The 22,961-nt window shown below is 70.7% G+C and carries 22 protein-coding genes; 5 read left to right on the forward strand and 17 right to left on the reverse strand.

The window, feature by feature from the left end:
- The first annotated feature begins 43 nt into the window (after positions 1 to 43).
- Complete coding sequence (locus ACFUPX_RS09780; protein WP_383319043.1) at positions 44 to 703, forward strand: DUF6629 family protein; 660 nt, start codon at positions 44 to 46, stop codon at positions 701 to 703.
- On the opposite strand, the gene ACFUPX_RS09785 is transcribed toward ACFUPX_RS09780, so the two are convergent.
- From ACFUPX_RS09785 to ACFUPX_RS09865, 17 genes are all read right to left on the reverse strand, one after another.
- Positions 645 to 2,441 (reverse strand): acyl-CoA dehydrogenase, encoded by a 1,797-nt coding sequence (locus tag ACFUPX_RS09785; RefSeq protein ID WP_383318836.1) that lies wholly within the window; start codon positions 2,439 to 2,441, stop codon positions 645 to 647. The genes ACFUPX_RS09780 and ACFUPX_RS09785 overlap by 59 nt on opposite strands.
- A gap of 135 nt (positions 2,442 to 2,576) precedes the next feature.
- Positions 2,577 to 2,981 (reverse strand): GntR family transcriptional regulator, encoded by a 405-nt coding sequence (locus ACFUPX_RS09790; protein ID WP_383319046.1) that lies wholly within the window; start codon positions 2,979 to 2,981, stop codon positions 2,577 to 2,579.
- A 48-nt stretch (positions 2,982 to 3,029) separates the two neighbouring features.
- Positions 3,030 to 4,010 (reverse strand): ABC transporter permease, encoded by a 981-nt coding sequence (locus tag ACFUPX_RS09795; RefSeq protein WP_383318839.1) that lies wholly within the window; start codon positions 4,008 to 4,010, stop codon positions 3,030 to 3,032.
- A complete protein-coding gene (locus ACFUPX_RS09800; RefSeq protein ID WP_383319049.1) occupies positions 4,007 to 4,957 on the reverse strand; it encodes an ABC transporter ATP-binding protein in 951 nt (316 codons plus the stop codon). Before ACFUPX_RS09800 ends, ACFUPX_RS09795 begins: the two co-directional genes overlap by 4 nt.
- A gap of 127 nt (positions 4,958 to 5,084) precedes the next feature.
- Entirely contained in the window at positions 5,085 to 6,176 is a 1,092-nt protein-coding gene (locus tag ACFUPX_RS09805) for a mechanosensitive ion channel family protein (RefSeq protein ID WP_383318842.1), read from the reverse strand.
- A 210-nt stretch (positions 6,177 to 6,386) separates the two neighbouring features.
- Positions 6,387 to 7,199 carry an SAM-dependent methyltransferase gene (locus ACFUPX_RS09810; protein ID WP_383318845.1) on the reverse strand — a complete coding sequence of 271 codons (813 nt, stop codon included), beginning with the start codon at positions 7,197 to 7,199 and terminating at the stop codon, positions 6,387 to 6,389.
- 81 nt (positions 7,200 to 7,280) lie between these two features.
- Entirely contained in the window at positions 7,281 to 8,018 is a 738-nt protein-coding gene (locus tag ACFUPX_RS09815) for an Asp/Glu racemase (protein WP_383319052.1), read from the reverse strand.
- Between the two features lie 80 nt (positions 8,019 to 8,098).
- A complete protein-coding gene (locus tag ACFUPX_RS09820; protein ID WP_383318848.1) occupies positions 8,099 to 8,590 on the reverse strand; it encodes a MarR family winged helix-turn-helix transcriptional regulator in 492 nt (163 codons plus the stop codon).
- Positions 8,591 to 8,629: 39 nt separating this feature from the next.
- Positions 8,630 to 9,478 carry an alpha/beta fold hydrolase gene (locus ACFUPX_RS09825; protein WP_383318851.1) on the reverse strand — a complete coding sequence of 283 codons (849 nt, stop codon included), beginning with the start codon at positions 9,476 to 9,478 and terminating at the stop codon, positions 8,630 to 8,632.
- Positions 9,475 to 10,128 carry an isochorismatase family protein gene (locus tag ACFUPX_RS09830; RefSeq protein ID WP_383318854.1) on the reverse strand — a complete coding sequence of 218 codons (654 nt, stop codon included), beginning with the start codon at positions 10,126 to 10,128 and terminating at the stop codon, positions 9,475 to 9,477. The genes ACFUPX_RS09825 and ACFUPX_RS09830 overlap by 4 nt, the downstream gene beginning before the upstream one ends.
- The gene (locus tag ACFUPX_RS09835; protein ID WP_383318857.1) at positions 10,125 to 10,808 is read right to left on the reverse strand and encodes an SRPBCC family protein; all 684 of its coding nucleotides are present in this window, start codon (positions 10,806 to 10,808) and stop codon (positions 10,125 to 10,127) included. Before ACFUPX_RS09835 ends, ACFUPX_RS09830 begins: the two co-directional genes overlap by 4 nt.
- On the reverse strand, positions 10,808 to 11,332 hold the full coding sequence (locus ACFUPX_RS09840; protein WP_383318860.1) for a (2Fe-2S)-binding protein: 525 nt from the start codon (positions 11,330 to 11,332) through the stop codon (positions 10,808 to 10,810). The genes ACFUPX_RS09835 and ACFUPX_RS09840 overlap by 1 nt, the downstream gene beginning before the upstream one ends.
- Positions 11,329 to 13,689: a xanthine dehydrogenase family protein molybdopterin-binding subunit gene (locus ACFUPX_RS09845; protein ID WP_383318863.1), complete on the reverse strand. Its 2,361-nt coding sequence runs from the start codon at positions 13,687 to 13,689 to the stop codon at positions 11,329 to 11,331. Before ACFUPX_RS09845 ends, ACFUPX_RS09840 begins: the two co-directional genes overlap by 4 nt.
- A complete protein-coding gene (locus ACFUPX_RS09850) occupies positions 13,686 to 14,534 on the reverse strand; it encodes an FAD binding domain-containing protein (protein ID WP_383318866.1) in 849 nt (282 codons plus the stop codon). The genes ACFUPX_RS09845 and ACFUPX_RS09850 overlap by 4 nt, the downstream gene beginning before the upstream one ends.
- Before the next feature lie 71 nt (positions 14,535 to 14,605).
- On the reverse strand, positions 14,606 to 16,003 hold the full coding sequence (locus tag ACFUPX_RS09855) for an MFS transporter (RefSeq protein WP_383318869.1): 1,398 nt from the start codon (positions 16,001 to 16,003) through the stop codon (positions 14,606 to 14,608).
- Positions 16,004 to 16,033: 30 nt separating this feature from the next.
- Positions 16,034 to 17,305: an FAD-dependent monooxygenase gene (locus tag ACFUPX_RS09860; protein WP_383318872.1), complete on the reverse strand. Its 1,272-nt coding sequence runs from the start codon at positions 17,303 to 17,305 to the stop codon at positions 16,034 to 16,036.
- Between the two features lie 44 nt (positions 17,306 to 17,349).
- Entirely contained in the window at positions 17,350 to 18,381 is a 1,032-nt protein-coding gene (locus ACFUPX_RS09865; RefSeq protein WP_383318875.1) for a hypothetical protein, read from the reverse strand.
- A 375-nt stretch (positions 18,382 to 18,756) separates the two neighbouring features.
- Between ACFUPX_RS09865 and ACFUPX_RS09870 the strand changes: the two genes are divergently transcribed.
- The 4 genes from ACFUPX_RS09870 to ACFUPX_RS09885 are packed head-to-tail and all read left to right on the forward strand — an operon-like array spanning position 18,757 to position 22,951.
- Positions 18,757 to 19,893: an ROK family protein gene (locus tag ACFUPX_RS09870; RefSeq protein ID WP_383318878.1), complete on the forward strand. Its 1,137-nt coding sequence runs from the start codon at positions 18,757 to 18,759 to the stop codon at positions 19,891 to 19,893.
- A gap of 22 nt (positions 19,894 to 19,915) precedes the next feature.
- Positions 19,916 to 21,172 (forward strand): ABC transporter substrate-binding protein, encoded by a 1,257-nt coding sequence (locus ACFUPX_RS09875; protein WP_383318881.1) that lies wholly within the window; start codon positions 19,916 to 19,918, stop codon positions 21,170 to 21,172.
- Complete coding sequence (locus ACFUPX_RS09880) at positions 21,169 to 22,116, forward strand: carbohydrate ABC transporter permease (protein WP_383318884.1); 948 nt, start codon at positions 21,169 to 21,171, stop codon at positions 22,114 to 22,116. The genes ACFUPX_RS09875 and ACFUPX_RS09880 overlap by 4 nt, the downstream gene beginning before the upstream one ends.
- Positions 22,109 to 22,951: a carbohydrate ABC transporter permease gene (locus tag ACFUPX_RS09885; protein WP_383318887.1), complete on the forward strand. Its 843-nt coding sequence runs from the start codon at positions 22,109 to 22,111 to the stop codon at positions 22,949 to 22,951. The genes ACFUPX_RS09880 and ACFUPX_RS09885 overlap by 8 nt, the downstream gene beginning before the upstream one ends.
- The last annotated feature ends 10 nt before the right edge of the window (positions 22,952 to 22,961 follow it).

Genomic DNA, 22,961 nt, shown 5'->3' on the forward strand with positions numbered 1-22,961 from the left:
TCCCGCCGCGCCCCGGCGCGGCGGGAGCCGTAGCGTGAACGCCATGTGCTGGAGCGCGACGGCTGATCTCGTGGCGGGCGCGGGAGTCGCCGCGGTGGGGGTCGCGTGTGTCGTCCGGGCGGCCACGGGTGGCCGCCCGCGCGACCTTCCGCTCGCGGCGATCCCGCTGCTGCTCGGCGCCCACCAGATCATCGAGTCGCAGGTGTGGCGCGACGACGGCGGCACGGGCCCCGCCACCATGGCCTGGGCCGTGATCGCGCTGCCGCTGCTCGCGCTGTGGCTGCCCGCGGCCGTGCTGTGCGCCGCGCCGCCGAGCGCGCGCCGGCGCCTGCTGATCCCGCTCGCCGCGGGCCTGGCGACGGCGGCCGCGCTCTCCTACCACCTGGTCACCGGCACCGTGACGGCCGAGATCCGCGGCCACACGGTCGGCTACGCGCTCGGGCTGCCCCACGCCGAGCTGGTCATCGCCGGGTACCTCATCGCCACCGTCGGCTCGCTGCTCCTCTCCGGCGACCGGGGCCTGGTCCTCTTCGGCGTCCTGGTCGCCGTCGGGGCGGCGGTGTGCGTGGCGCTGTGGCGGCGGGAGTACATCTCCACGTGGTGCGCGTTCGCCGCGGTGTGCTCGGTGGTCCTGTACTTCTGGGTCAGAAGGCGTTCTCGGCCAGCTCGACCGCCGTCCGGTCCAAGCTCTCCAGGAGCGTGAACTGGGCCTCGGTCTTGGGCAGTTCGTGGCGGAAGAAGTACTGGCAGGCGCCGCGCTTGCCCGCGTGGAAGTCCTCGGTGCCCGCCTCGGCCGCGAGCAGCTGCTCCAGCCACATCCAGGCGACGACCACATGCCCGACCGCTTCGAGATAGACGCTCGCGTTGGCGAGCGCCGTGCGCGGGTCACCGGTCGACCAGAGCCGCTGGGTCACGTCGACCGCACGCGCCATGGACGCGTCGAGCGCACGCCCGTACCCGGCCGCGGAGCCACCCGCCGCGGCAGCGCGGGCGGCCGTCCGCTTGACGCGCTCACCGAGGAGCCGCAGCCCGGCGCCGCCGCCCATGACGACCTTGCGGCCGAGCAGATCGAGGCCGTGGATGCCGTGCGTGCCCTCGTGGATGGGGTTGAGGCGGTTGTCGCGGTAGAACTGCTCGACGTTGTACTCGCGCGTGTAGCCGTAGCCGCCGTGCACCTGGATCGCCAGGTTGTTGGCCTCCAGGCACCACTGCGAGGGCCAGCTCTTGGCGATGGGCGTGAGCACGTCGAGCAGCAGCTTGGCCTCGTCGCGCTCCTGCGGCGAGGCGCCGGTGTTCTGCTCGTCGAGCAGCCGCCCGCAGTACAGATTGAGCGCCAGAGCGCCCTCCACGTACGCCTTCTGGGCGAGGAGCATCCTGCGTACGTCGGCGTGCTCGATGATCGGGACCTGCGCGGACTGCGGGTCCTTCGCGGTGACGGGACGCCCCTGCGGGCGGGTGCGCGCGTAGTCCAGGGCGTGCAGATAGCCGGTGTAGCCGAGCGCGGTCGCGCCGAGGCCCACGCCGATCCTGGCCTCGTTCATCATGTGGAACATGTACGCGAGGCCGTGGTTCGCCTCGCCGACGAGGTGGCCGACCGCGCCGGGCGCACCGCCGGGCAGGTGGGCGCCCTCGCCGAAGTTCAGCAGGGTGTTCGTGGTGCCCCGGTAGCCCATCTTGTGGTTGAGGCCCGCGAGCACGACGTCGTTGCGCTCGCCGAGCGAGCCGTCGTCGCCGACCAGGACCTTGGGCACGATGAACAGCGAGAGGCCCTTCACGCCGGGCGGGCCGCCGGGGACGCGCGCCAGCACCAGATGCACGATGTTCTCCGACAGTTCGTGCTCGCCGCCGGAGATCCACATCTTGTTCCCGAAGAGGCGGTACGTCCCGTCCGCCTGCTCCTCGGCCCGCGTCGTCACGTCGGCGAGCGACGAACCGGCCTGCGGCTCCGACAGACACATCGTCCCCAGGAAGCGGCCCTCCACCATGGGGCGTACGAAGGTCTCGATCTGCTCCTTGGAGGCGTGCGCGAGGAGCAGATTGGCGTTGCCCATGGTCAGGAAGGGATACGCGGCCGTGCCGACGTTGGCCGCCTGGAACCACGCGAAGCAGGCCTGCGCCACCACGGCCGGCAGCTGACCGCCGCCGATCTCGTGGTCCATGGCGCTCGCCAGGAGCCCCGAGTCCCCGAAGACCCGCAGGGCCTCCTTGACCTCGGGGATGATGTGCACCCGCTCACCGTCGAAGGTGGGCTCCTCGGCGTCGTTCTTCTTGTTGTGCGGGGCGAAGTGCCGGGTGGCGATCTGCTCGCTCAGCTCCAGGGCGGCGTCGAAGGTCTCGCGGGAGTGGTCCGCGTACCGTTCCCGGCCGGTGAGCGCGGGCACGTCGAGCCACTCGTACAGCAGGAACTCGAGATCGCGGCGGGACAGGAGCAGGGATGCCATGCGGATTCTCCATGCGGTGACGGCGGGACCGATCCCGGGGCAGGGAGCCCCGCACACCCGATACTAAGCGGTCGCTTATGGGTTTTGTCGAGCATGGCCCCCAGGGGACTCCCGACTGGAGTCCCCACCTGCGGATCAGTCCTGCGCGGCGGCCTCGAACGTCGCCGCGTGGACCGCCTCGAACAGCGCCGTCACGTCCTGCCCGCTGAGCCCCGCCGAGCGCGCCTCGCCCATCCACTCGGTCAGCGCGCTCTGCAGCGGCGAGTCCGGCCCCGCCTGGGGGCGTGCGAGGGAGCGGGTGATGAACGTGCCCGCTCCCTGGCGGACTTCGGCCAGGCCCGCGCGCTCCAGCTCGCGGTAGGCCTTGAGCGTCGTGTTCGGGTTGACCTTGGTGGCCGCCGCGACCTGGGCCGCGGTCGGCAGCCGGTCGCCCTCCACCAGGGCGCCCATGCGCAGGGCCTGTTCCACCTGGCGCACGATCTGGAGGTAGGTGGCCACGCCGCTGCGCCGGTCGATACGGAATTCGACCACTGTCCCCACTCTCTGTTTGTCTGCGGACACCTTACGTACCTGCGGTCTCCGCTCGTCCTAGAGGGGCCGCCGCGACGCCCACCACAGGACGAAGACGGCCACGGCGGCGGTGGCCCCGAGCAGCAGGGCGGCGCCGGTCCACTGCATGCCCGGCATCTGGTCGTAGCCGAAGTACTCGACCACGTTGTTGACGATGCCGTGGTCCTTGATGCAGGCGTTGGTGGCCTTCTCGGTCGGCTCGGCGCAGATGCCCCAGCCGTAGAGCTGCCCGTCCGCGGTGCCGACCCAGCGGTCCGTCTCCACGACGCTGCTGCTGTTGACGATGCCCGGCGTGTCGGCGTTCAGCGGCCAGGTGATCAGGCGGGGGGTGGCGAGGCTCGGCCGGAACTCGGTCCAGGCCACCTGGACGACCAGGGCGAAGACGAACGTGGCGAGCATGGCGGGCAGCACCCTGCGCAGCAGCATGCCGATCGCGATGCCGCTCATGGTGAGGAAGAGGGAGAGCGCCGCCAGCATGGGGCCCGTGTTGTCGAACACCGAGCCCGAGAGCCACTCCGAGAGGAGGAGGTCGCGGTAGGGCTCCCACCACCAGAAGAACAGCGTGGAGAGTACGAGGGTGGCCAACACGACCAGCGAGAGGCACCAGCCCAGCTTGGCCGCGAGCCAGCGGCGGCGCGGCATCGACTGTGTGGTGACCAACTGCGCGGTGCCGTGTTCCTGGTCGCTCGCGATGAGCGGGGCGCCGAGGAAGACGCCGAGGACGACGGGCAGGGCGCCCAGCGCCTCGGTGACGTAGTTGTAGCTCTGCGGGGCCGAGTCCAGGCTGACGTCCTTGTCGGGCCAGCCCATCCCGGCGAGCATGTCGGCCATGTCGTTGCGCGCGTAGACGATCGTGGCCGCGCCGAGCACGACCAAAGCGACGACGAGCCAGGTCGTGGTGCGGTGCTGGCGCAGGACGAGCCAGGTGAGCCCGTGCACCAGGCCCGGCTTCTTGGCGGACTGGCCGGTGCGCGGCTTCTCGGTGAGGGTGGTGCTCATGCGGCGGTCATTCCTTCGGCCTCGACGCGGGCTTCCTGGGTGAACAGCGGCTCCGCGTCCGGTGAGCGGAGGTGGGCGAGGAGTACTTCCTCCAGGCTCGGCTCGGAGACCTCCCAGTCCGGGGCCAGCGGGCCGCCGGGGCGCAGGAGGGCACGGAACTGGCGTCCCTGGACCCGGAATTCGACCACCTGGTGCGGAGTGAGGTCCGCGGGCGGCATCCCGTCGGGGGCGAGCCCGGTCACCAGGGCGTGGGCGCCGACCAGCTCGTCCGTGTCGCCGGCCATCCGGAGCCTGCCGTCCGCGACCACCAGCAGGTAGTCGCACATGTCCTCGAGCTCGGCGAGCATGTGGGAGGACATCACGACGGTCGTGCCGCGCTCGACGGCCTCGGACATCAGCAGGGAGCCCATCTCGTCCCGGGCCAGCGGGTCGAGGTCGGCCATCGGCTCGTCGAGCAGCAGCAGGTCGGGCCGCTTGCCGAAGGCGAGCGCGAAGGCGACGCGGGTGCGCTGACCGCCGGAGAGCGTGCCGACCTTGGCGTGCAGCGGGACGTTGCCGGAGCGCACGATCCGCTCGGCGGCCGCCATGTCCCAGCCCGGGTTGAGTTCGAGGCCCATGCGCAGCGTCTCGGCCACGGTGAACCGCTTGAACAGCGGCTTGTCCTGCGAGAGGAACGCGAAGCGGGGCATCGCCGCCGCGTCGTCCACGGGCACACCGAAGACGCGCAGTTCACCGTCGGTCGGGGTCACCAGGCGGGTCGCGAGCCCCAGCAGGGTGCTCTTTCCGGCTCCGTTGGGGCCGACGAGACCGCAGATCCGTCCGGCGGGCAGCCGGAAGGAGCAGTCACGCAGCGCCCAGCCGCGGCGATAGCGCTTGCCCAGGCCGCGGGCCTCGAGCGCGGTGGCGCTCAGAGGTCCGGCGGCCTCGGTGGGGTCGGCAAGGGTCATGTCCACGCGCGCCTCTCTCGATTCCATTAAACAATTAATGGAATCATGATCTGCACGGCAGGGCCCTGTCAAACGACTGCTGCCCGCCGGTTCTCCGGCGGGCAGCAGATGGTGCGGGCAGGGCTTGCTATGACACCGACTTCGTGGGCGCGGTGGCCTCACGCTGGTGCGGGATCAGAACCGGCGGCAGCTCGCCCTGCTGCACGTTCACCGTCCTGACGGGGGCGGGCACCCGGATGCCCTCGGCGCGGTAGCGCTGGTGGAGCTGCTTGATGAACTCGTGCTTGATGCGGTACTGGTCGCTGAACTCGCCGACGCCCAGGATCACCGTGAAGCTGATCCTGGAGTCGCCGAACGTGTGGAAGCGCACGGCCGGTTCATGCTCGGGCAGGGCGCCCTCGACGTCCTTCATGACGTTCTCCACGACCTCGGTCGTGACGCGCTCGACCTGCTCCAGGTCGCTGTCGTAGCTGACGCCGACCTGGACCATGATCGACAGGTCCTGCTCGGGACGGCTGAAGTTGGTCATGTTCGTGCCCGCGAGCTGGGCGTTGGGGATGATGACGAGGTTGTTCGACAGCTGACGCACCACCGTGTTGCGCCAGTTGATGTCGACGACATAGCCCTCCTCGCCGCTGCTGAGCCGGATGTAGTCGCCCGGCTGCACCGTCTTCGCGGCAAGGATGTGGACGCCGGCGAAGAGGTTGGCCAGGGTGTCCTGCAGCGCGAGGGCCACCGCGAGGCCGCCGACGCCGAGCGCCGTGAGCAGCGGGGCTATCGAGACGCCGAGCGTCTGCAGGACGACGAGGAAGCCCATCGCGAGCACGACGACGCGGGTGATGTTGACGAAGATCGTCGCCGAGCCGGCGACGCCGGACCGGGACTGTGCCAGGGACTTCACCAGGGTGGTGACCACGCGGGCCGCCGTCAGGGTCCCGGCCAGGACGAGCAGGGCGGTCAGCGTCATCGAGACGTTGCGCCCGGTCCTCGCCGTGAGCGGCAGGGCGGCGGCGGCCACGGCCGCGCCCGCCGTTATCGCCGCGCAGGGGACCAGCGTGCGTACGGCGTCGACGATGACGTCATCGCCGCTCCACCGGGTCCTGCTGGCCCGCTCGCCGAGCCACCGCAGGATCATGCGCAGCACCAGACCCGCCGCGATGCCGACGGCCACCGCGATACCGGCGGTGATCAGGTCGTGCCATGTGAGGGCTCGCTCCATCAGTTCATTCTCCAGGTTGTGCGGGCGCGCCGGACGTATGTTCGGGGTCCGGCGCGAGCGTCATCCTGCCCCATGGGTGCGGCGCCGTCGCCGGGGGCCCGCACCAAGCCTGCCGTCAACTCGGCGGGCACAGGGCGATATGAGACATCCCCCGCCGGACCGGCTGACCCCGGGTCAGCTCCCTGGCGTAGCTCTCCCCTCCGTCTCCGGCTACGGCTTGCGCGCCACCCCCGCGTACAGCGGCACGGGCGTCCCGTTCCGCACCTCGTCGACGCCGAGCTCCGGACGCCAGTCGGGCAGCCACGTGATGCCGGGGCCGACCGGCTCAAGGCCCTCGAAGAACCGCTCCATCCCGGCCCGCGCACGCGGTACGAGCGTGACGCCGCCCGCCTTGTACATCTCCACCGCCTGCCGCGTCCGCTCCGGATCGACGTCGGCGGCCATCTGCGAGACGACCAGATGGCTGCCGGGGGCGAGGGCGGCCACGAGCCGCTCCACGACGTCGTACGCACCGTCCTCGTCGCTGATGAAATGCAACAGCGCGATCAGGGAGAGGGCGATCGGCTGCGTGAAGTCCAGTACGCCCTCGGCCTGTTCAAGGATCTTGTCCGGCTCACGGGCATCCACCTGGAGGTACTCCGTCGCCCCCTCGGGCGTCCCCCGCAGCAGCGCCTCCGCGTGCGCGAGGACGATCGGGTCGTTGTCCACGTACACGACCCGTGCCTCCGCGGCGGCCGACTGCGCGATGCGGTGGAGGTTCGGCTCGGTGGGGATCCCGGTGCCGATGTCCAGGAACTGGCGTATCCCCTCCTCGCCCGCAAGGTGACGCGTGGCGCGCTGCATGAACCAACGGTTGTGCTGGGCGCAGTACTTGGTCTGCGGTTCGAGCGACACGATCTGGAGCCCGAGCTCCTCGTCCACCGGGTAGTTGTCCTTGCCGCCGAGGAACCAGTCGTAGACCCGGGCGGGATGCGGCTTGCTGGTGTCGATCGGGTGGGGGACCAGTGGCTCGATCGCAGTCATGCGGCAACTCCCAAGCGAATGGCGGACGTTCAGGCGTACATGGCGTACGTCCGGTCATCGTGCCCGCTCGGCCCGGCCGGCTCAAGCGCCACTTGGATCCCGCAGCAGAGCGCCCGCACCCGGCACGTGCGGAGGAAGCCCCAGCTCGGTCAGGACGCGGTACGCGGTCGCGGTGGCCGCCGACAGGACGGGCAGGCCCGCCGCGTCCTCCACCGCCTGGATCGACGCGAGCGAAGGCATCTGCACGCACGCGGAGAGGACGAGCGCGTCGGCGCGGGAGAGGTCCACCCGGCGCCAGTGCTCGCGCAGGTCGGCGGGGTCGAGCCGGGCGACCGCCAGATTGTCGGGCACCTCCAGGCTGAGCGCGTCCACGACCTCGATCCCGGTGTCCTCGATGTAGTCGGCGACCATCCGCGTGAGGGGCTTCATGTACGGGGTGATGATCGCGACCCGCGCCGCGCCGAGCGCCTTGATGCCGTCGAGCAGGGCGCCCGCGCTGGAGATCACCGGCGCCCGCGCGCCCTCGGAGCGCAGGGCGGCGGTGATCTCGTCCTCCGCCGTGCAGTGGTGTCCTGGCCCCTGCGCCATGATCGCGACCAGGCAGGCCGTGGCGACCACGTCGGGCCGCGCGTCGGCGAGTTCGAGCGCGGCACGCTCGGTCTGCGCGTTCATCGCCTTCAGCTGTTCGGGCGTCACGTGCTTCATGCGCATCCGGCTGCTGTGGAAGACGAACCGATCCTGCGGCGCCACGGCCTCGCGGTCGCGCAGCATGCGCGGCAGCTCCGTCTCCATCGTCAGGTTCGAGCTGGGCACGATCATGCCGATGTGGTGGTCGGTCGCTGTCGTCGCGGTCACTGCCACGGGATCCTCCGGATGTTCTCGTACGGCGGTGCGTACGGCTATGAGTCCTCGGTCAGCCCCTCCCAGTGATCGGCGAGGGACGTGAGGAGATGCATGACTTCTTCGCGCCGCTCGCCGCCGAACGGCTCCAGGAGCCGCTCGTCGAGCTCGCGGGCGCGACGGTTGGAGTCGTGGAGGGTGCGCTCACCCTCCTCGGTCAGATAGAGCAGCTTGCGGCGGCCGTCGTCCGCGGCGGTCCTGCGCAGGAGTAGTCCCCGGTTCTCCAGGCGTCGCGCCACGTCCGCCATCGTCGACGTGTCCAGGGCCACCGCGGACGCCATCGACCGCTGGTCGCGGCCCGGCGACGCGTCCACGGCCTGCAGTACGGCGAACTGCGGTCCGGTGAGCGTCGGGTCCACCGCGCGGATCCAGACCGCGAGGTAGGCCTGGTACAGGCGCCGGACCTGGTAGCCGGGCGCCGCGGTGAGGGCGGCGGGCGGACCGGGCTGCCCGGCCGGCGCAGACGTCGTGGTGGAGGTTTCGTCAGCCATGGAGCCCACTTAAGCACGGGGGTTGATCGGTTCGGGCGCTCAGGTCAGCATCGGGCGCAGGGCCTCGCGCAGCGCGCGCACGGCGGCGTCGGTGCTGTCCCAGAACAGCATGTGACCCGCGTCGGGCACGCTCCTGATGACGGCCGCCGGGTGCAGCCGCGCGGCCTCAGCGGCGCCCGCCGCGGTGACGACCGGGCTGTCCGCGCCGTACAGGAGCGCGGTGGGCCCCGGCACGGACGGCCACCAGGAGAAGAAGTCCTCGGTCTCGAAGCCGCGGTGCGTGGCCGTGATCGCCTCCGCCTCGCAGCTCGCGAGCCAGCGGGCCCGCAGCTCCTGCTCGCGGCGGGGCCAGCGCGGCCAGGACAGGGCCACCTCGTCCGCGTCGGTGCCGCGCAGGGCCTGCGCCAACTGGCCGAGGAAGGCATCCAGGGGAGTCGGATAGGGCGCACGCCCCGGCCCGCTCATCGGCGGGTCCCCGAGCACCGTCCCGCGCGGCGCCACCTTGCCGCGGACCGCGGTGACCGCGGCGATGCGCGCGCCCATGGAGTGCCCGAACAGGATGGGCCGGTCGAGGCCGAGACCGGTGACGACGGCTTCGACGTCCTCGGCGTACTCCTCCAGGGAGTAGGAGCCGCCGCCGTCGGAGAGCCCGCGCCCCCGGACGTCGAGCACCAACGGGCGTACGAGATCGGTCAGTTCACGCGCCACGAAGTCCATCGTGACGGCGGGGCTGGTGATGCCGGGCAGGACGAGGAGCGGGGTGCCGGTCCCCCCGTAGTCGAGGACGTGGAGCCGGGCGGCGCCCGAGCGCACCCAGCGGCCGGTGGCGGGGACGTCGGCCAGATCGGCGAGGGCGGACTGCGGCAGGCAGCGTTCGGGCGGGGTCATGCGTTCCTCCCGGGGAGGGCTCGGAGGTAGTCGGTCGCTTCCTTGAGGCCGATGACGTCGCCGTATTTGGCCTGGATGTCGAAGAGGCTCGCCTCGTGCGGTCCCGCGGCCCGGTCCCCGACGCAGGCACGCGGCACGAGCACCGAGAACCCGCTCTGCACGGCGTCGACCGCCGTCGCCCGCACGCAGCCGCTCGTCGTGGCCCCGCACACCAGGACGGTGTCGCGGCCCAGGCCGGTGAGCAGGGCGGCGAGCGAGGTCCCGAAGAAGGCGGAAGCGCCCTTCTTCACCACCAGCAAGTCCTGCGGTTCGCGGGGGAGTCGGGGGTCGAGTGCGACCTCCTCGCCGCCTTCGACCAGAGACCGCATGCCCTGCGCCTTGTGCAGCCAGGTGACGGCGTCGCCGGTGGCCTCGGCGGGGGTGTAGGAGATCGCGGTGAAGATGACGGGCACGTCGGCAGGGCGCCCACTCTCGATCAACTCACCTACGGCACCGACCACTTCACCGAGGTCCGCACCCGAGGGGAAGCCTTCCTCGGTGAAGCCGCGGGTGAGGTCGACGACCAGGATCGCGGGGCGGCTGCCCCTGCGCACGGGAGCGCCGAATCCCGCCCGCTCGTAGGTACGTTCCGTCTCCTGGCCGTAGTTCACGAGGTCCTCCCCGGCGCGCGCAGGGCCCGCAGCTCCCGCGCCTGCGCGCCGAGCCTGCCGAGCAGCCAGCCCTCGAAGAGGCCGAAGGCGAAGGCGCCGGCGACCACGCCGTACTTGGCGACGGCAGGTCCCAGGAGCATGGAGAGGCCGTCGAGCTCGGCTTCCGCGGGGGCCACGGGGTGGGCGGCGCCGCGCGGAGCCGTGGAGGGAAGGGCGGCCGAAGCCGCCGGTGAGCGGTCCTGGTCGAGCAGGCTCCCCAGATTCTGGGCGAACTGCTGCAGGATCCGGTCGGACACCGTCGCGATGGCACCCTTGCCGAACTGCGCGATCTTGCCCCGTATCACCAGGTCCGTGGAGAGCTGGAGCAGTGCGCCCTCCGGCGCCGCGAGCACTTCGAGCGCCACCTCGGCCTCCGCGTCACCGCTCCCGTGGGTGTCGGCGCCGCGTGCCTGGACCCGCAGCCGCCGCCCCTGCGGATCGACCTCCAGGAAGCGGACCGTACCCGCGTACGCGGCGCTGATCGGGCCGACCTTGATCTTCACGGAGCCCTGCCAGGAGTCCCCGTCACGGCCCTCCAGCGCCGCGCCCGGCATGCACGAGGCGACCCGCTCGACGTCGTTCATCAGGGCGAAGACCTCGTCCGGCGAGGCCTTGACCGGGACCGAGTTGGTGAGCTGCATCAGAACTCCTTGGGGCAGCGCCGGGCGGCGGCGCACCCGTCGATCGCCTCGACGATGGTCTGGTAGCCGGTGCACCGGCAGAGGTTGGAGGCGACGACCTCGCGGATCTCGTCCTTGGTCGCCTCGGGCCGCTCGTCGAGGAAACCCTCGGCGAGCATCAGGAAGCCGGGGGTGCAGAAGCCGCACTGCAGGCCGTGATGGTCGCTGAACGCCCTTTGCAGATCGCTCAGTTCAGACCCGTCCGACAGTGACTCGACGGTCCGGACCCGGACGCCCTCGGCCTGCGCGGCGAACATCAGACACGCGCGGACGGGCCGGTCGTCGACCAGCACCGTGCACGCGCCGCAGATGCCGTGCTCGCAGCCGACGTGGGTGCCGGTCAGGCGCAGATCGTGCCGGAGCACGTCGACGAGGGTGCGCCGCGGTTCGGTGATCACTTCGTGCCGCTCGCCGTTGACGTCGAGGGTGAGCAGCAGGACATCGGTGGTGTGGCCGGTAGGGGTCATGGGGCCGGTGTCGGTCATGAGGAGAGCTCCAGGTTCAGGGCGCGGTGCACCGTCTCCGGGGTGATGGGGGTGTGGTCGAGCTCGACGCCCGTGGGGCGCAGGGCGTCGTTGACGGCGTTGAGCACGGCGGCCGGCGCCCCGATGGTGCCGCCCTCGCCCGCACCCTTCGCGCCGGTCCCGGTGAAAGCGCACGGCGTCTCCAGGTGGTGGATCAGCACGTCGGGGATCTCGTGGGCGGTGGGCACCTTGTAGTCCATGAAGCTGGTCGCCGACGGTTCGCCCTGGGCGTCGTACGTCACCTGCTCGAAGAGCGCGCCCGCGATGCCCTGCGCGATGCCGCCCCGGCACTGGCCCTCCACGACCTGCGGGTTGATCGCCACGCCGCAGTCCTCGACGCAGACGTACCGCAGGATCTCCACCTGCCCGGTGCCTTCGTGGAGTTCGACGACCACACCGTGGGTGGCGTTGGAGAACGTGCCGTCGTTGAGGACGTCGAAGGCGGCGGTGGCACTCAGCCCCGGCTCGATATCTTTGGGCAGCAAGTGGGCCTGGAGATAGGCGATGTCGGCCAGTTCCTCGTAGGTCAGGCTCGCGCCGTCGCGGCGCCGTACGGCCCCCGACGCGAGCTCCACGTCGTCAGGGCCGACCTCCCAGCGCGCCGCCGCGATCCGGCACAGCTTCTCGCCGAGCTTCGCCGCCGCGAGCCGTACCGCGCTGCCGCCCACCGTGATGGAGCGGCTCGCGAAGGTGCCCCAGCCGTAGGTGATGCGCTCGGTGTCGCCCTGGTGGAGCTTCACCTTGCCGATGTCCAGGCCCAGTTGGTCGGCGACGATCTGCGCCATCGTCGTCTCGTGGCTCTGCCCGTGGCTCATCGTGCCGGTGGTGACGGTCACCGCGCCGCTGGTGTCCATCCGGACCTCGGAGATGTCGAAGCCGGGCACGACCCGCATCTTGCGCTGGGCGAAGGCCTTGGAGCCGTAGCCGGTGCGCTCGCTGAAGCAGGAGTAGCCGATGCCGATGTGCCGCCCCTGTGCTGCCGCCGCCGAACGCTTCTCGTACCACCCCTCGTCCTTGACGAGCCGCTCGCACAGGTTCAGCGATTCCAGATAGGAGCCCGGGTCGTACGTGATGTCGTTGACGCCCGTGTACGGGAACTCGGTGATCACGTTGCGGCGGCGGATCTCGACCGCGTCCAGGCCCAGTTCACGTGCGGCCCGCTCGAAGAGCCGCTCCACCACCATCACGTACTGCGGACGGCTCACCCCCCGATAGGGCGCGGTGGGCGCCTTGTTGGTGGTGACCGCCCGGCCGCGTACACGATAGGCGGGCACCTTGTAGACACCGGGCATCTCCGCCGACGCCATCAGCGGCTCGATGCCCGCCGTGAACGGATAGCAGGAGTAGGCGCCCATGTCGCACACCACATCGGCGTCCAGGCCGAGGATCCTGCCTTCCTCGTCGAAGGCCGCGCGCACGTCGTAGTGCTGTTCGCGGGCGAGGAAGGAGGCGGACAGGGCGTCCTTGCGGTCCTCGATCCACTTCACCGGACGGCGCAGGCGCAGCGCGGCGGCCGCCGCGGCGATCTCCTCGCGCCCCACGACGCACTTCTGGCCGAATCCGCCCCCCATGTCGGGCACCACGACCCGCACCGCCCGCTCGTCCAAGCGCAGACAGCGAGAAGCCACCGTCCTCACCTGGTGCGGGACTTGGGTACAGGTCTGAAGAACCAACTGCTCCTCGCGGTCGTCCCAGTGGGCGACCACACCACGCGTCTCCAGCGGGAGGGCGTTCTGCCGTCCGGTCCGCGACGCGACATGGACGACGCAGGCGGCGGCGTCGAAGACGTCGTCGATGCCGTCCGTGGCGAAGAGTGAGACGTCCACGAGGGTGTTGCGCTCGGCCTCCTCATGGAGGAGTGGCGCACCCGGCGCGAGGGCCGCCTCCTCGGAGGTGACCGGCGGCAGCGGCGCGTAGCTGACCTTGGCCGCTTCCAGGCCGTCCTCCACGGCGTACGCGTTCCTCGCGACGACGATCGCGACGGGCTCCCCGACATAGCGGACCCGGTCGCGCGCCAGGACGGGCATCGCGGTCGGCACGAACTCCGAGAGCGGGCGCCCGAGTTGCGCCGTGATGTCGGTCAGTTCGAGGTCGTCGGCGGTGAACGCCGCGACGACGCCCGGCACGTCACGTACCGCCGTCAGGTCGATCGACGTGATCTCGCCGTGCGCGACCGTGCTGCGCACGAACTGGGCGTGCAGCATGCCCGGCAGCGCGATGTCGTCGACGAACCGGCCACGGCCGGTGAGCAGCCGGGGATCCTCGCGCCGGGACACCGACCGGCCGACCAACTGGTCCTTCTTGCGTGCCTCGTTCATCGGGTCATTGCCTCCTCACAGGCACGCAGGACCAGCGTGCGGACGAGCTGCTTGCGGTAGTGCGTGCTGCCCGAGGCGTCGGCCGGAGGATCGACGGCAGCCGCCGCGGCGGTCGCGCACTCGGCGAACGAGCCGCCGCCCGCCAGGACGGCCTCCGCCTCCGGCACCCGCACCACGGCGGCGGCGACCCCGCCCAGCGCGACGCGCCCACCGCGTACCGAGCCGCCCCCGACGTCGAGGTCGACGACGGCGGACACGAGCGCGAAGTCCCCCTGCCGTTCGGCGAATTCGGCCAGGGCGGCGTGCGGCGCCGGACGCGGGAAGACGATCTCGACGAGGATCTCGTCGAAGTCGAGGGCGGTGGTGTAATAGCCCAGGAAGAAGTCCCCGGCCGCGATCCTGCGCTCGCCGCGCGGCCCGCGGGCCACGAACTCGGCGTCCAGCGCCAGGGCGAGCAGGCACCACTCGGCGGTGGCGTCGGCGTGCGCGATGCTGCCGCCGACCGTGCCGCGGGTGCGGATCGGCAGATGCCCGATCCACGGCATGGCCCGGCGCAGCACGGCGAAGTCCGGCCCGAGCCGCCCCGCCGGGTCACGCTCCACGGTGTGATGCGTGGTGAGCGCCCCTATGCGCAGCCCGCCCGCCGGGTCGGTGTGCAGCCGGTCCAGCTCCCGCAGGCCGCCTATGTCGACCAGGTGCCGGGGCCGGGCGAGGCGGAAGCTCATCATCGCGACCAGGCTCTGGCCGCCGGCGACGACCTTGGCGTCGTCACCGAGCTCGGCGAGCAGCCGCGTGGCGCCGTCGAGGTCGCGGGCCCGGTGATAGGCGAAGGGGGCGGGCTTCATGGTCCTCCTGTCGTACGGAGTTGTCGTGCCGTCGTGCCGTCGTGCGTCGAGCCGCTGTCGTACGGGTGTGCTCAGAGCGCGGCCTGTCCTGCGACCGGCAGGGGCGGTGCGGGCGCCGGGGGTTCCTCGTCGCCGTCCAGCGCGCGCCCCTTGGTCTCCGGCGCCGCCACCGCCATCCACGCCACGGCCACCAGGACCGTCGCGCCGAGCACGGCGAACGTCAGCGGGAGACCGAGCACCGGCCACATCACCGAGCCGAAGAGCAGCGGCGCGAATCCGGTGAGCGCCCGGCTGACCGAGGAGGCCCAGCCGAAGCCGCTGGCCCGCAGGGGAGTGGGGTAGAGCTCGGAGACGTACGCGTACAGGGCGGGGATGGCGAGCTGGGCCAGGAAGCCGAAGACGCCGATGGCCACCACCGAGCCGGTGGGCAGGTCCCGCACCAGGGCGAACACCACCAGGGCGAGCGAGGCGACCGGGGCCGAGACGCCGATCAGCCACTTGCGGCCGACGAGGTCGACCAGGGCGGTGGAGACCAGGACGCCGATGATGCCGACGCCGCTCATCAGGGTGGTGCTCATGAACGCGGCCGTGTCGCCCTGGCCCTCCTCCTTGAGGATCGAGGGCATCCAGCTCAGCGCCGCGTAGTAGACGAGCATGATCGTGGAGAAGAGCAGCCAGGCGGCCGATGTGATGCGCGGGCTGAAGGCCCAGATGCGGCGCAGCTGGTCGACGGCGGCGGCCACGCCGCGCGGGCCGTCGTCCACCGGCGGTTCGGGGATGACGTAAGGCTCCACGGGGGCGCCCGTCCGCGCCACCAGATCGTCGATGACCTCGCGCGCCTCGGCCTCGCGGCCCTTCTTCGTCAGATAGATCGGCGACTCGGGGATGCCGCGCCTGGCCCAGAAGAGCAGCAGCGCGGGCAGCACCATCGTCGCCAGCATCCACCGCCAGTTGCCGTCGAGGGTCAGCATCGCCGTCGAGACGAGCCCGCACAGGGTCACGCCCACCGGCCACCACGCGTCCAGCGCCGTCAGGATCCTGCCCCGGTACTTGCGCGGCGAGAACTCACCCACCAGCGCGTAGTCCACGGGGATACAGCCGCCGAGCCCCACACCCGCGAGGAACCGCAGCGCGAGGAAGACCGGATACGTCGGCGCCAGCGCGCCGAGCACCGAGAACATGGCGAAGATCAGCAGGGTGACGCTGAACGCCTTCTTGCGGCCGATCCGGTCGGCGACCGCGCCCCAGGCGACGGCGCCCACGGCCATCCCCACGAGGTTCGCGGTGGCCACGAGCCCGCGCTCGCTGAGCGAGAGGTCGAAGTGTTTGCCGAGGAGCGGCATGAGGAAGCCGTTCAGGGCGATGTCGTACGCGTCGAAGAGGTAGCCGAGGCCGCCGATGATGAAGATCTTGCCCTGGACCGACCACCTCCAGGGGAGTTCCTGAACGATCTGATCGCCTGTTTTCACGTTCGCTCCAAGGGGGATCAGCGAGGGGGATCAGCGGGTGAACCGGTAGGAGAACGCGCCCAGATCGGGGTCGTTGAGAGGGCTGCCGCCCCAGAGCCAGTCGTAGGAGAGGTCGGACTCGCCGTCGAAGTCCCGCCGGAGCTTCTCGTCCCTGGCCCGCTGCTCGGGGCCGTCGGGGAAGTGGTAGAAGGTCTTGTTCTGCAGTGAAGCGTCCTGGACCATCCCGGCGTGCTTGGCGCGCCGGTCGACGTAGCGGCGCAGCGCACTTTCGATGCCGTCCGTCGTGACCGCGCCCAGTTCCTCCGCGAGCACGGCGGCGTCCTCCATGGCCTGCGACGCGCCCTGTGCCTGGTAGGGGAGCATCGCGTGGCAGGCGTCGCCGAGCAGGGCGACCCGTCCGTCCTGCCACACGGGGTCGCGGCGCCGGTGGTAGAGCGCGAAGCAGGAGACGTCCTCCTTCGCCTTGGAGAGCATCGCGGGGACGCGGTCGTCCCAGCCGGGGAAGGCGTCGACGAGGTCCTGCGCGGTGGCGGCGACGGACCACTTCTCGGCGACCTCGTCCGTGCAGGGCACGCAGGCCACGATGTTGAGGTACTCGCCGCCCCGGATCATGTAGTGCACCAGATGGCGGTCGGGGCCGTACCAGATCGTGGACTGGTAGCGGTCCACCAGCCAGCGCGTCGCCGGGTCGGCCGCGATCAGATCGCCCGGTATGAGCGCCCGGTAGGCCATCTCGCCGGAGAACAGCAGGGTGTCGGGGGCGCCCATCAGGTCACGCACCTGGGAGCGGATGCCGTCGGCGCCGATGACGACGTCCGACACGTACCGCCGCCCGTCGTCCGTGACCGCCACCGGGCGCGCCGGGTCCGTGCGGTCCAGTTCGGCGACCTTGCTCGCGGTGTGCAGCGCGACGACGGGGCCGGGGCCCGCCGGGTCGACGCAGGCGTCCATGAGGACGCGGTGCAGATCGGCCCGGTGGTAGTGCCAGTACGGCGCGTTGAACTGCTCCTTGCACCGCCGGCCGAGCGAGGTCAGGCCGACGACGCTGCCGTCCTTCCAGCGCCGCCGCACCTGGTCGAGCGGCTCGGTGTGGATGGCTTCCAGCTGCCTGCGCAGCCCCAGGCCGAGCAGGACGCGGCTGGCGTTCGGCGCCGTCTGGATGCCCGCGCCCACCTCGCCGAGCCGCGGTGCCTGTTCGAGCACGGTGACCCGCAGACCGCGGTGCCGCAGCGCGAGGGCGGCGGTCAGACCACCGAGACCGCCTCCGACGACGGTGACTTCGTACGACTGGCTGGACGCCACGCTTCCTCCATCTTCCTGGTACGTACGGGCAGTTGGCGCGCGGTTCAGCGCTCGGTGAGACGGCCGCCCGTCACGACCTCGGTGTCGTCGACCCTGACGGTGCAGCCGCGCATGGCGATGTCCAGATGCGCGTACGACTCGCGGCCGAGGACGGGGTGCGGTCCGGTGGACCACAGGAAGTTCCCGGCGAAGGCGCGGGCGTCCATGCCCATCAGGTCGTCCTTGCCGTACATCGCGGTGGCGAACCAGTCGGCCGTGCGCATCAGACCCCAGCCCATGTGGGAGAGGCTGCGCGCCCACCGGTCGTCGGCGTCATCGAAGAACGTGTTCAGGAGCTCGGCCTCGGCGCCGCCCGACACCTTCTCGATCTGCCCGCCCGCGATCTGCAGGGTCACCGGATGGCGCACGTACTCCTTGAAGGGCAGCAGGATGTCGCCCTCGGCCAGCACGATCTGCCCGTCGGAGATCTCCGGCCAGGCGAGCACCATCGTGCTGGGCCAGTGGTCCCAGCGGCCCGGGTCGTCGGCGAAGCCGCACTGGAACTCTGGCTTGGAGCCCGCGAGTTGGACGGTGAGATCCGTGCCCGCGTCCGAGGTGACCCGCATGACGGCCGACCGCTTGAGCAGCTGGACGCCTTCGAGCACCTCGTCCTTGTCGGACTCCTTGGGCAGATTGCGGATGAGCACGTCGGGTGCGTCGCAGACGAAGATGATGCGGGTGCCCGCGCGCAGGATCTCCTGCTGCACCGGCGCGTGGATGAAGCCCTCGCGGGTGAGGTCGACGACCAGGTCGGCGGACTTCAGCAGGTCCTGCGCGGTGGAGTCGCCCAGCACCGACACCAGGCCGGGGCCCGCGCCCGTGTGGGTGCTCGGCATCGGCGCGGGGCTGCCGCCGGGGACGGTCGCGGCGATGACGTGGGCGCCGCAGGTCTTCGCGGCGCCGAACGCCGCCGCCACGTAGTCGCCGCGGCTGCCGGGCTCGGAGAGGACGACGACGTGCTCGCCCTCGCGGAGCTTGCACAGCCGCAGTTCTCGGGTGAACGCGTCGAGCAGATCGACGGACGAAAGATCGAACACGGGGGATCCCTTCTTTCGGGCTGCCGCGGACATGCGGGCAGCACGACTCCGGACACATCGTGCGAGGGAAATGGCGGGGAGCCAGGATGCGCTCAGGCAGGCTTGACCGGCCCGCCGTACAGGCTCTGAGCTGCGGATACGAGGCGGTGGGTGACCGCCCGACTGAGATAATCCGAACACGTACTATCTCCCTTGGCAAGGGGTCGCGCACGGAGTTAACCCGGCTGTTTCCTGACGGGCCATCAGCAAGATGGGGCGGTGCGAAGGGGGTTCCCCGTCGGCCATGGATATGCAAGTCTCCTCCTTAAATCTTCGGAAGCAGCCGTCGGCCCACTGGTCAACAGGGCTGCCCTGGCCTCGACATGAGGTGGAGAAGTGTTGCGTAACGGAACACGGGGACACGATCTCGCCTCGCTGCGCCGGCTGAACACCACCGTCGTGCTGCGTGCCCTGCACCACCGCAGCCCGCAGACACTCGCGGAGCTCGCCGCCGGTACGGGACTCTCCCGGCCCACCGTGGAAGCCGCCGTCGAGGAGCTGGCCGCGCACGGCTGGGCGGGCGAGGCCGAGCGCGACGAGGGGGAGCGCACCCCCGGGCGCCCGGCCCGCCGATTCCGGTTCCGCGTGGAGGCGGGCCGGGTCGTGGGCGCCGACATCGGACTGCACAAGATGGTGCTGCTCCTGGCCGACCTCGGCGGTACGGTCCTCGCGGTGCGACGCGACGACATCGACCCTCAGCTGGGCGGCGCCCAGCGGCTCGACCTGCTCCGCAGGGGCCTCGAAGACTTCCTGGACGCGCATTCCGTACGGCGCGACGACATCCTCGCCCGCTGCGTGGGCGTCCCGGGCGTCGTCGACGCGAGCGGCACCATCACCTCCCACGTCGTCCCCGAATGGTCCGGCGTCGACCTCGCCCGGCTCCTGGCCGACGGGGAGCCGGGCCACACCCTCGTCGAGAACGACGTGAACCTCGCCGTGCTCGCCGAGCGCTGGCAGGGCGCGGCCACCCTCGCCGCCGACGTCGTCTGCGTCCTGACCGGACACCGCGTGGCATGCAGCCTCACCATCGGCGGACGGCTGCACCGGGGGCGGCGCGGCGGCGCGGGCGAGCTGGGTCTACTTCCGCTGCTCGGCATGAACACCGCGCAGGACGCCCTCAGTTGGCCGGGCCCCAGACGCACCGGCGAGTCCGAGGTGGCCGCACTCGCGCGCGCCGCGGACAGCGCGGACCCCCGCGCTCTCGCCGCCGTCGCCGACTTCGCCGACCGCATCGCGCCGGGCATCGCCGCCCTCGCGCTGGCCGTCGACCCGGAGCTCGTGGTGCTCACCGGCGGCGCGACCCCACTGGGCGGCCATCTCGTGCCGCTGATCGAGGACAGACTGCGCCCGCTGACCCTGCACGCCCCGCGCATCGCACTGAGCACGCTCGGCGAACAGGGCGTGGCGATCGGTGCCGTACGCAAGGCACTTGACCAGGTCGAATCCGATCTCCTGACGGATTCGGCGCCGTAGGACAACGAAGGCGGAGGCGCTCATGCGCAGGAGAACTCTGCTGTCCGGAGCGATGGCGGCGCCCCTGCTCGCCGCCTGCTCCGGCCGGAGTGACGACGGCAAGGCGAGCGGTGGCAGGACCACCCTCTCGTACGGGGTGTGGGACGTGGCCCATGTGCCGGGGCTGCAGAAGGTGATCGACGCCTTCGAGAAGGAGAACCCCGGCATATCCGTGCGCATAGAACTCACGCCGTGGTCCAGCTACTGGACCACCCTGAAGACCGCGATGCGCGGCGGCACCGCCCCCGACGTGTTCTGGATGAACGCGGTCAACCTCCAGCTGTACGCGTCCAGCGGCGTCCTCGAACCCCTGAGCGGCCACATCAAGAGCGACGCGACCCCCGTGGACCGCCACCCCGGCTCACTCGTCGAGATCTATGCCTACCAGGGCACGCAGTACGGCATTCCCAAGGACTTCGACACCATCGGCCTCTGGTACAACAAGGCGCTCTTCGACAAGGCGGGCATCAAGTACCCCGACAAGACGTGGACGTGGGACGACGTGCGCGACGCCGCCGCCGAGCTGACCGACCCGCGCGCGCGGGTGCACGGCATGGCCGCCGAGATGGACCGCCAGGCGCAGATCTACCCGGCCATCCACGGAGCGGGCGGCTACGTCCTCAAGGACGGGAAGTCGGGCTTCGGGGACGAGCGGTCCATCGAGGGCCTGCGCTACTGGACCGACATGATCGACCGCGGCTGGTCACCGCCGCAGAGCGCCATGGTCGAGTCCAAGGCCCGCAACCGCTTCTGGTCGGAGAAGGCCGCCATGGTCTACGAGATATCCGCGTTCTCCGGCCAGATGCACGCCACCCCCGCGATCAAGGACCACGGCGGCGTCACCGTCCTGCCCAAGGGCCGCGAGCGCGCCACCATCATCCACGGCCTCGCCAACGTCATCTCCGCCAAGAGCCGCAAGAAGGCGGCCGCCTGGAAGTTCGTCCACTTCATGGCAGGTCGTCGGGCCGCCGAGATCCAGGCGTCGGCGGGCGTCACCATCTCCTCGTACGAGGGGACGCAGGACGCCTGGTTCAAGTCGATGCCCGAGTTCGACCTGAAGTGCTTCGTCGAGATGCAGGAGTACGCCGTCCCCTACCCGAGCTCGAAGAACACCGCGGTGTGGGAGAACCTCCAGTACCCGCTCCTGGGCGCCGCGTTCAGCGGCAAGGGCGGCATCGAGAGCGCCGCCCGCACGCTGGGCGAGCAGATGGACCGGGCCCTGAAGGAGGAGCGCGCATGATGAGTGTCTTTCCCTCCACGGCGGCCGCGAAGGCGGCAGGGCGCAGCAGGCCGGCATCCGGATCCGCACCCAAGCCCCGCAGCCAGCGCGCCGCCTACCTCTTCGTCGCGCCGCTCGGCATCGGCTTCGCCGTCTTCTACTTCTGGCCGCTCCTCCAGACCTTCTTCTACAGCTTCACCGAGTTCGGTCCCTTCGGCGGCAACACCTGGGTCGGCACCGACAACTACGTGCGCGTCCTGAAGGACGTCACCGTCTGGCAGGCGCTCGGCAACACGCTGATCTACTGCGTCGTCGGACTGCTCGCCCTGCCGCTGGCGATCGGCGTCGCGGCGCTGCTCAACCGGCGTGGACTGCGGGGCGTCGCGGTCTACCGCGCCCTGTACTTCATCCCGTTCGTGACGCTGCCCGTCGCCGTCGGGCTCGTCTGGAACTGGCTCTACAACGGAGACTACGGACTGATCAACGAAGTCTTCGAGTGGTTCGGCGCGGACCGCCGCTACTGGGTCTCCGACCCCTCGACCGCCGTGTACGCGATCGGCACCGTCATGGTCTGGTCGACCACCGGCTACTACTTGATCATCTTCATGGCGGGCATCAAGGGCATCCCGCAGGACTACTACGAAGCCGCCGAGCTGGACGGCGCCGGGCCGCTGCGCCGCTTCTTCACGATCACGCTGCCGCTGCTCAGCCCGACGATCTTCTTCGCGTCCATCATCTGCATGATCAACTCACTCCAGACCTTCGACCTGATCTACATCATGATGGCCGAGAAGAACCCGGCCATCGGCGACACCCAGTCGGTGGTCAGCCTCTTCTACAAATGGGCCTTCATCGAGAACGCCCAGGGCGCCGCCGCCGCGCTGGCCTTCCTGCTCATGCTGATCATCGCGGCACTGACCGTGGTGCAGTTCAGGCTGCAGAAGAGGTGGGTGCACTATGCGTGACCGCATCAACGTCCGCCGCGTCAACGCCGGTTCGGTCGCCACGCACGCGGCGCTCTCGCTCGGCGCCCTGGTGATGGTCTTTCCCTTCCTGTGGCAGCTGCTCACCGCCGCCAAGTCCCTCGCGGAGACGGCGAAGGTGCCGCCGACCTTCCTGCCCGACACCTGGAACTGGTCGAGCTTCGAAGAGGTCTTCACCGCGCTGCCGTTCCGGGAGATGCTGTTCAACAGCGTCCTGAACACCGTGGGGCGCACGGTGGGGCAACTGGTGTTCTGCTCGCTGGCCGCCTACGCCTTCGCGCGCATGCAGTTCCGGGGACGCAACGTCCTGTTCGCGCTCTTCCTCTCCGTACTGATGGTGCCGAGCTCGCTGCTCGTCCTGCCGCAGTACGACATCATCCAACGGCTCGGCCTGCTCAACTCGGCGCCCGCGCTGTTCCTGCCGGGCATGTTCAGCGCCTTCGGGACGTTCATGCTGCGGCAGTTCTTCCTCACCCTCCCCAAGGAGCTGGAGGAGGCCGCGCGGATCGACGGAGCGGGCCCGTTCCGCATCTTCTGGTCGATCATGCTGCCGCTGGTGCGGCCCGCGCTCGCCGCGCTCGCGGTCATCACCGCGATGTGGTCGTGGAACGACCTCCTGTGGCCGCTGATCGTCAACACCGACCCGCAGAAGATGCCGATCAGCGCCGGACTGACCTCCCTGGAGGGACAGTTCGAGACCAACTACCCCGTGATGATGGCCGGTTCGCTCATCGCGAGCCTGCCCATGCTCCTCGTCTACGTCTTCCTGCAGCGGCACTTCGTGCAGAGCGTCGCGCTCTCCGGCTCCAAGAGCTGACCCCCACTTC

Source organism: Streptomyces sp. NPDC057302, from assembly GCF_042667685.1.
GTDB lineage: Bacteria > Actinomycetota > Actinomycetes > Streptomycetales > Streptomycetaceae > Streptomyces.

Bases quoted from the DNA above. Each gene is read 5' to 3' on its own strand.
- ACFUPX_RS09780 (WP_383319043.1), top strand. From the start codon at position 44: ATGTGCTGGAGCGCGACGGCTGATCTCGTGGCGGGCGCGGGAGTCGCC.
- ACFUPX_RS09785 (WP_383318836.1), bottom strand. From the start codon at position 2,441: ATGGCATCCCTGCTCCTGTCCCGCCGCGATCTCGAGTTCCTGCTGTAC.
- ACFUPX_RS09795 (WP_383318839.1), bottom strand. From the start codon at position 4,010: ATGAGCACCACCCTCACCGAGAAGCCGCGCACCGGCCAGTCCGCCAAG.
- ACFUPX_RS09800 (WP_383319049.1), bottom strand. From the start codon at position 4,957: ATGACCCTTGCCGACCCCACCGAGGCCGCCGGACCTCTGAGCGCCACC.
- ACFUPX_RS09805 (WP_383318842.1), bottom strand. From the start codon at position 6,176: ATGGAGCGAGCCCTCACATGGCACGACCTGATCACCGCCGGTATCGCG.
- ACFUPX_RS09810 (WP_383318845.1), bottom strand. From the start codon at position 7,199: ATGACTGCGATCGAGCCACTGGTCCCCCACCCGATCGACACCAGCAAG.
- ACFUPX_RS09815 (WP_383319052.1), bottom strand. From the start codon at position 8,018: ATGATCGTGCCCAGCTCGAACCTGACGATGGAGACGGAGCTGCCGCGC.
- ACFUPX_RS09820 (WP_383318848.1), bottom strand. From the start codon at position 8,590: ATGGCTGACGAAACCTCCACCACGACGTCTGCGCCGGCCGGGCAGCCC.
- ACFUPX_RS09825 (WP_383318851.1), bottom strand. From the start codon at position 9,478: ATGACCCCGCCCGAACGCTGCCTGCCGCAGTCCGCCCTCGCCGATCTG.
- ACFUPX_RS09835 (WP_383318857.1), bottom strand. From the start codon at position 10,808: ATGCAGCTCACCAACTCGGTCCCGGTCAAGGCCTCGCCGGACGAGGTC.
- ACFUPX_RS09840 (WP_383318860.1), bottom strand. From the start codon at position 11,332: ATGACCGACACCGGCCCCATGACCCCTACCGGCCACACCACCGATGTC.
- ACFUPX_RS09845 (WP_383318863.1), bottom strand. From the start codon at position 13,689: ATGAACGAGGCACGCAAGAAGGACCAGTTGGTCGGCCGGTCGGTGTCC.
- ACFUPX_RS09850 (WP_383318866.1), bottom strand. From the start codon at position 14,534: ATGAAGCCCGCCCCCTTCGCCTATCACCGGGCCCGCGACCTCGACGGC.
- ACFUPX_RS09875 (WP_383318881.1), top strand. From the start codon at position 19,916: ATGCGCAGGAGAACTCTGCTGTCCGGAGCGATGGCGGCGCCCCTGCTC.
- ACFUPX_RS09880 (WP_383318884.1), top strand. From the start codon at position 21,169: ATGATGAGTGTCTTTCCCTCCACGGCGGCCGCGAAGGCGGCAGGGCGC.
- ACFUPX_RS09885 (WP_383318887.1), top strand. From the start codon at position 22,109: ATGCGTGACCGCATCAACGTCCGCCGCGTCAACGCCGGTTCGGTCGCC.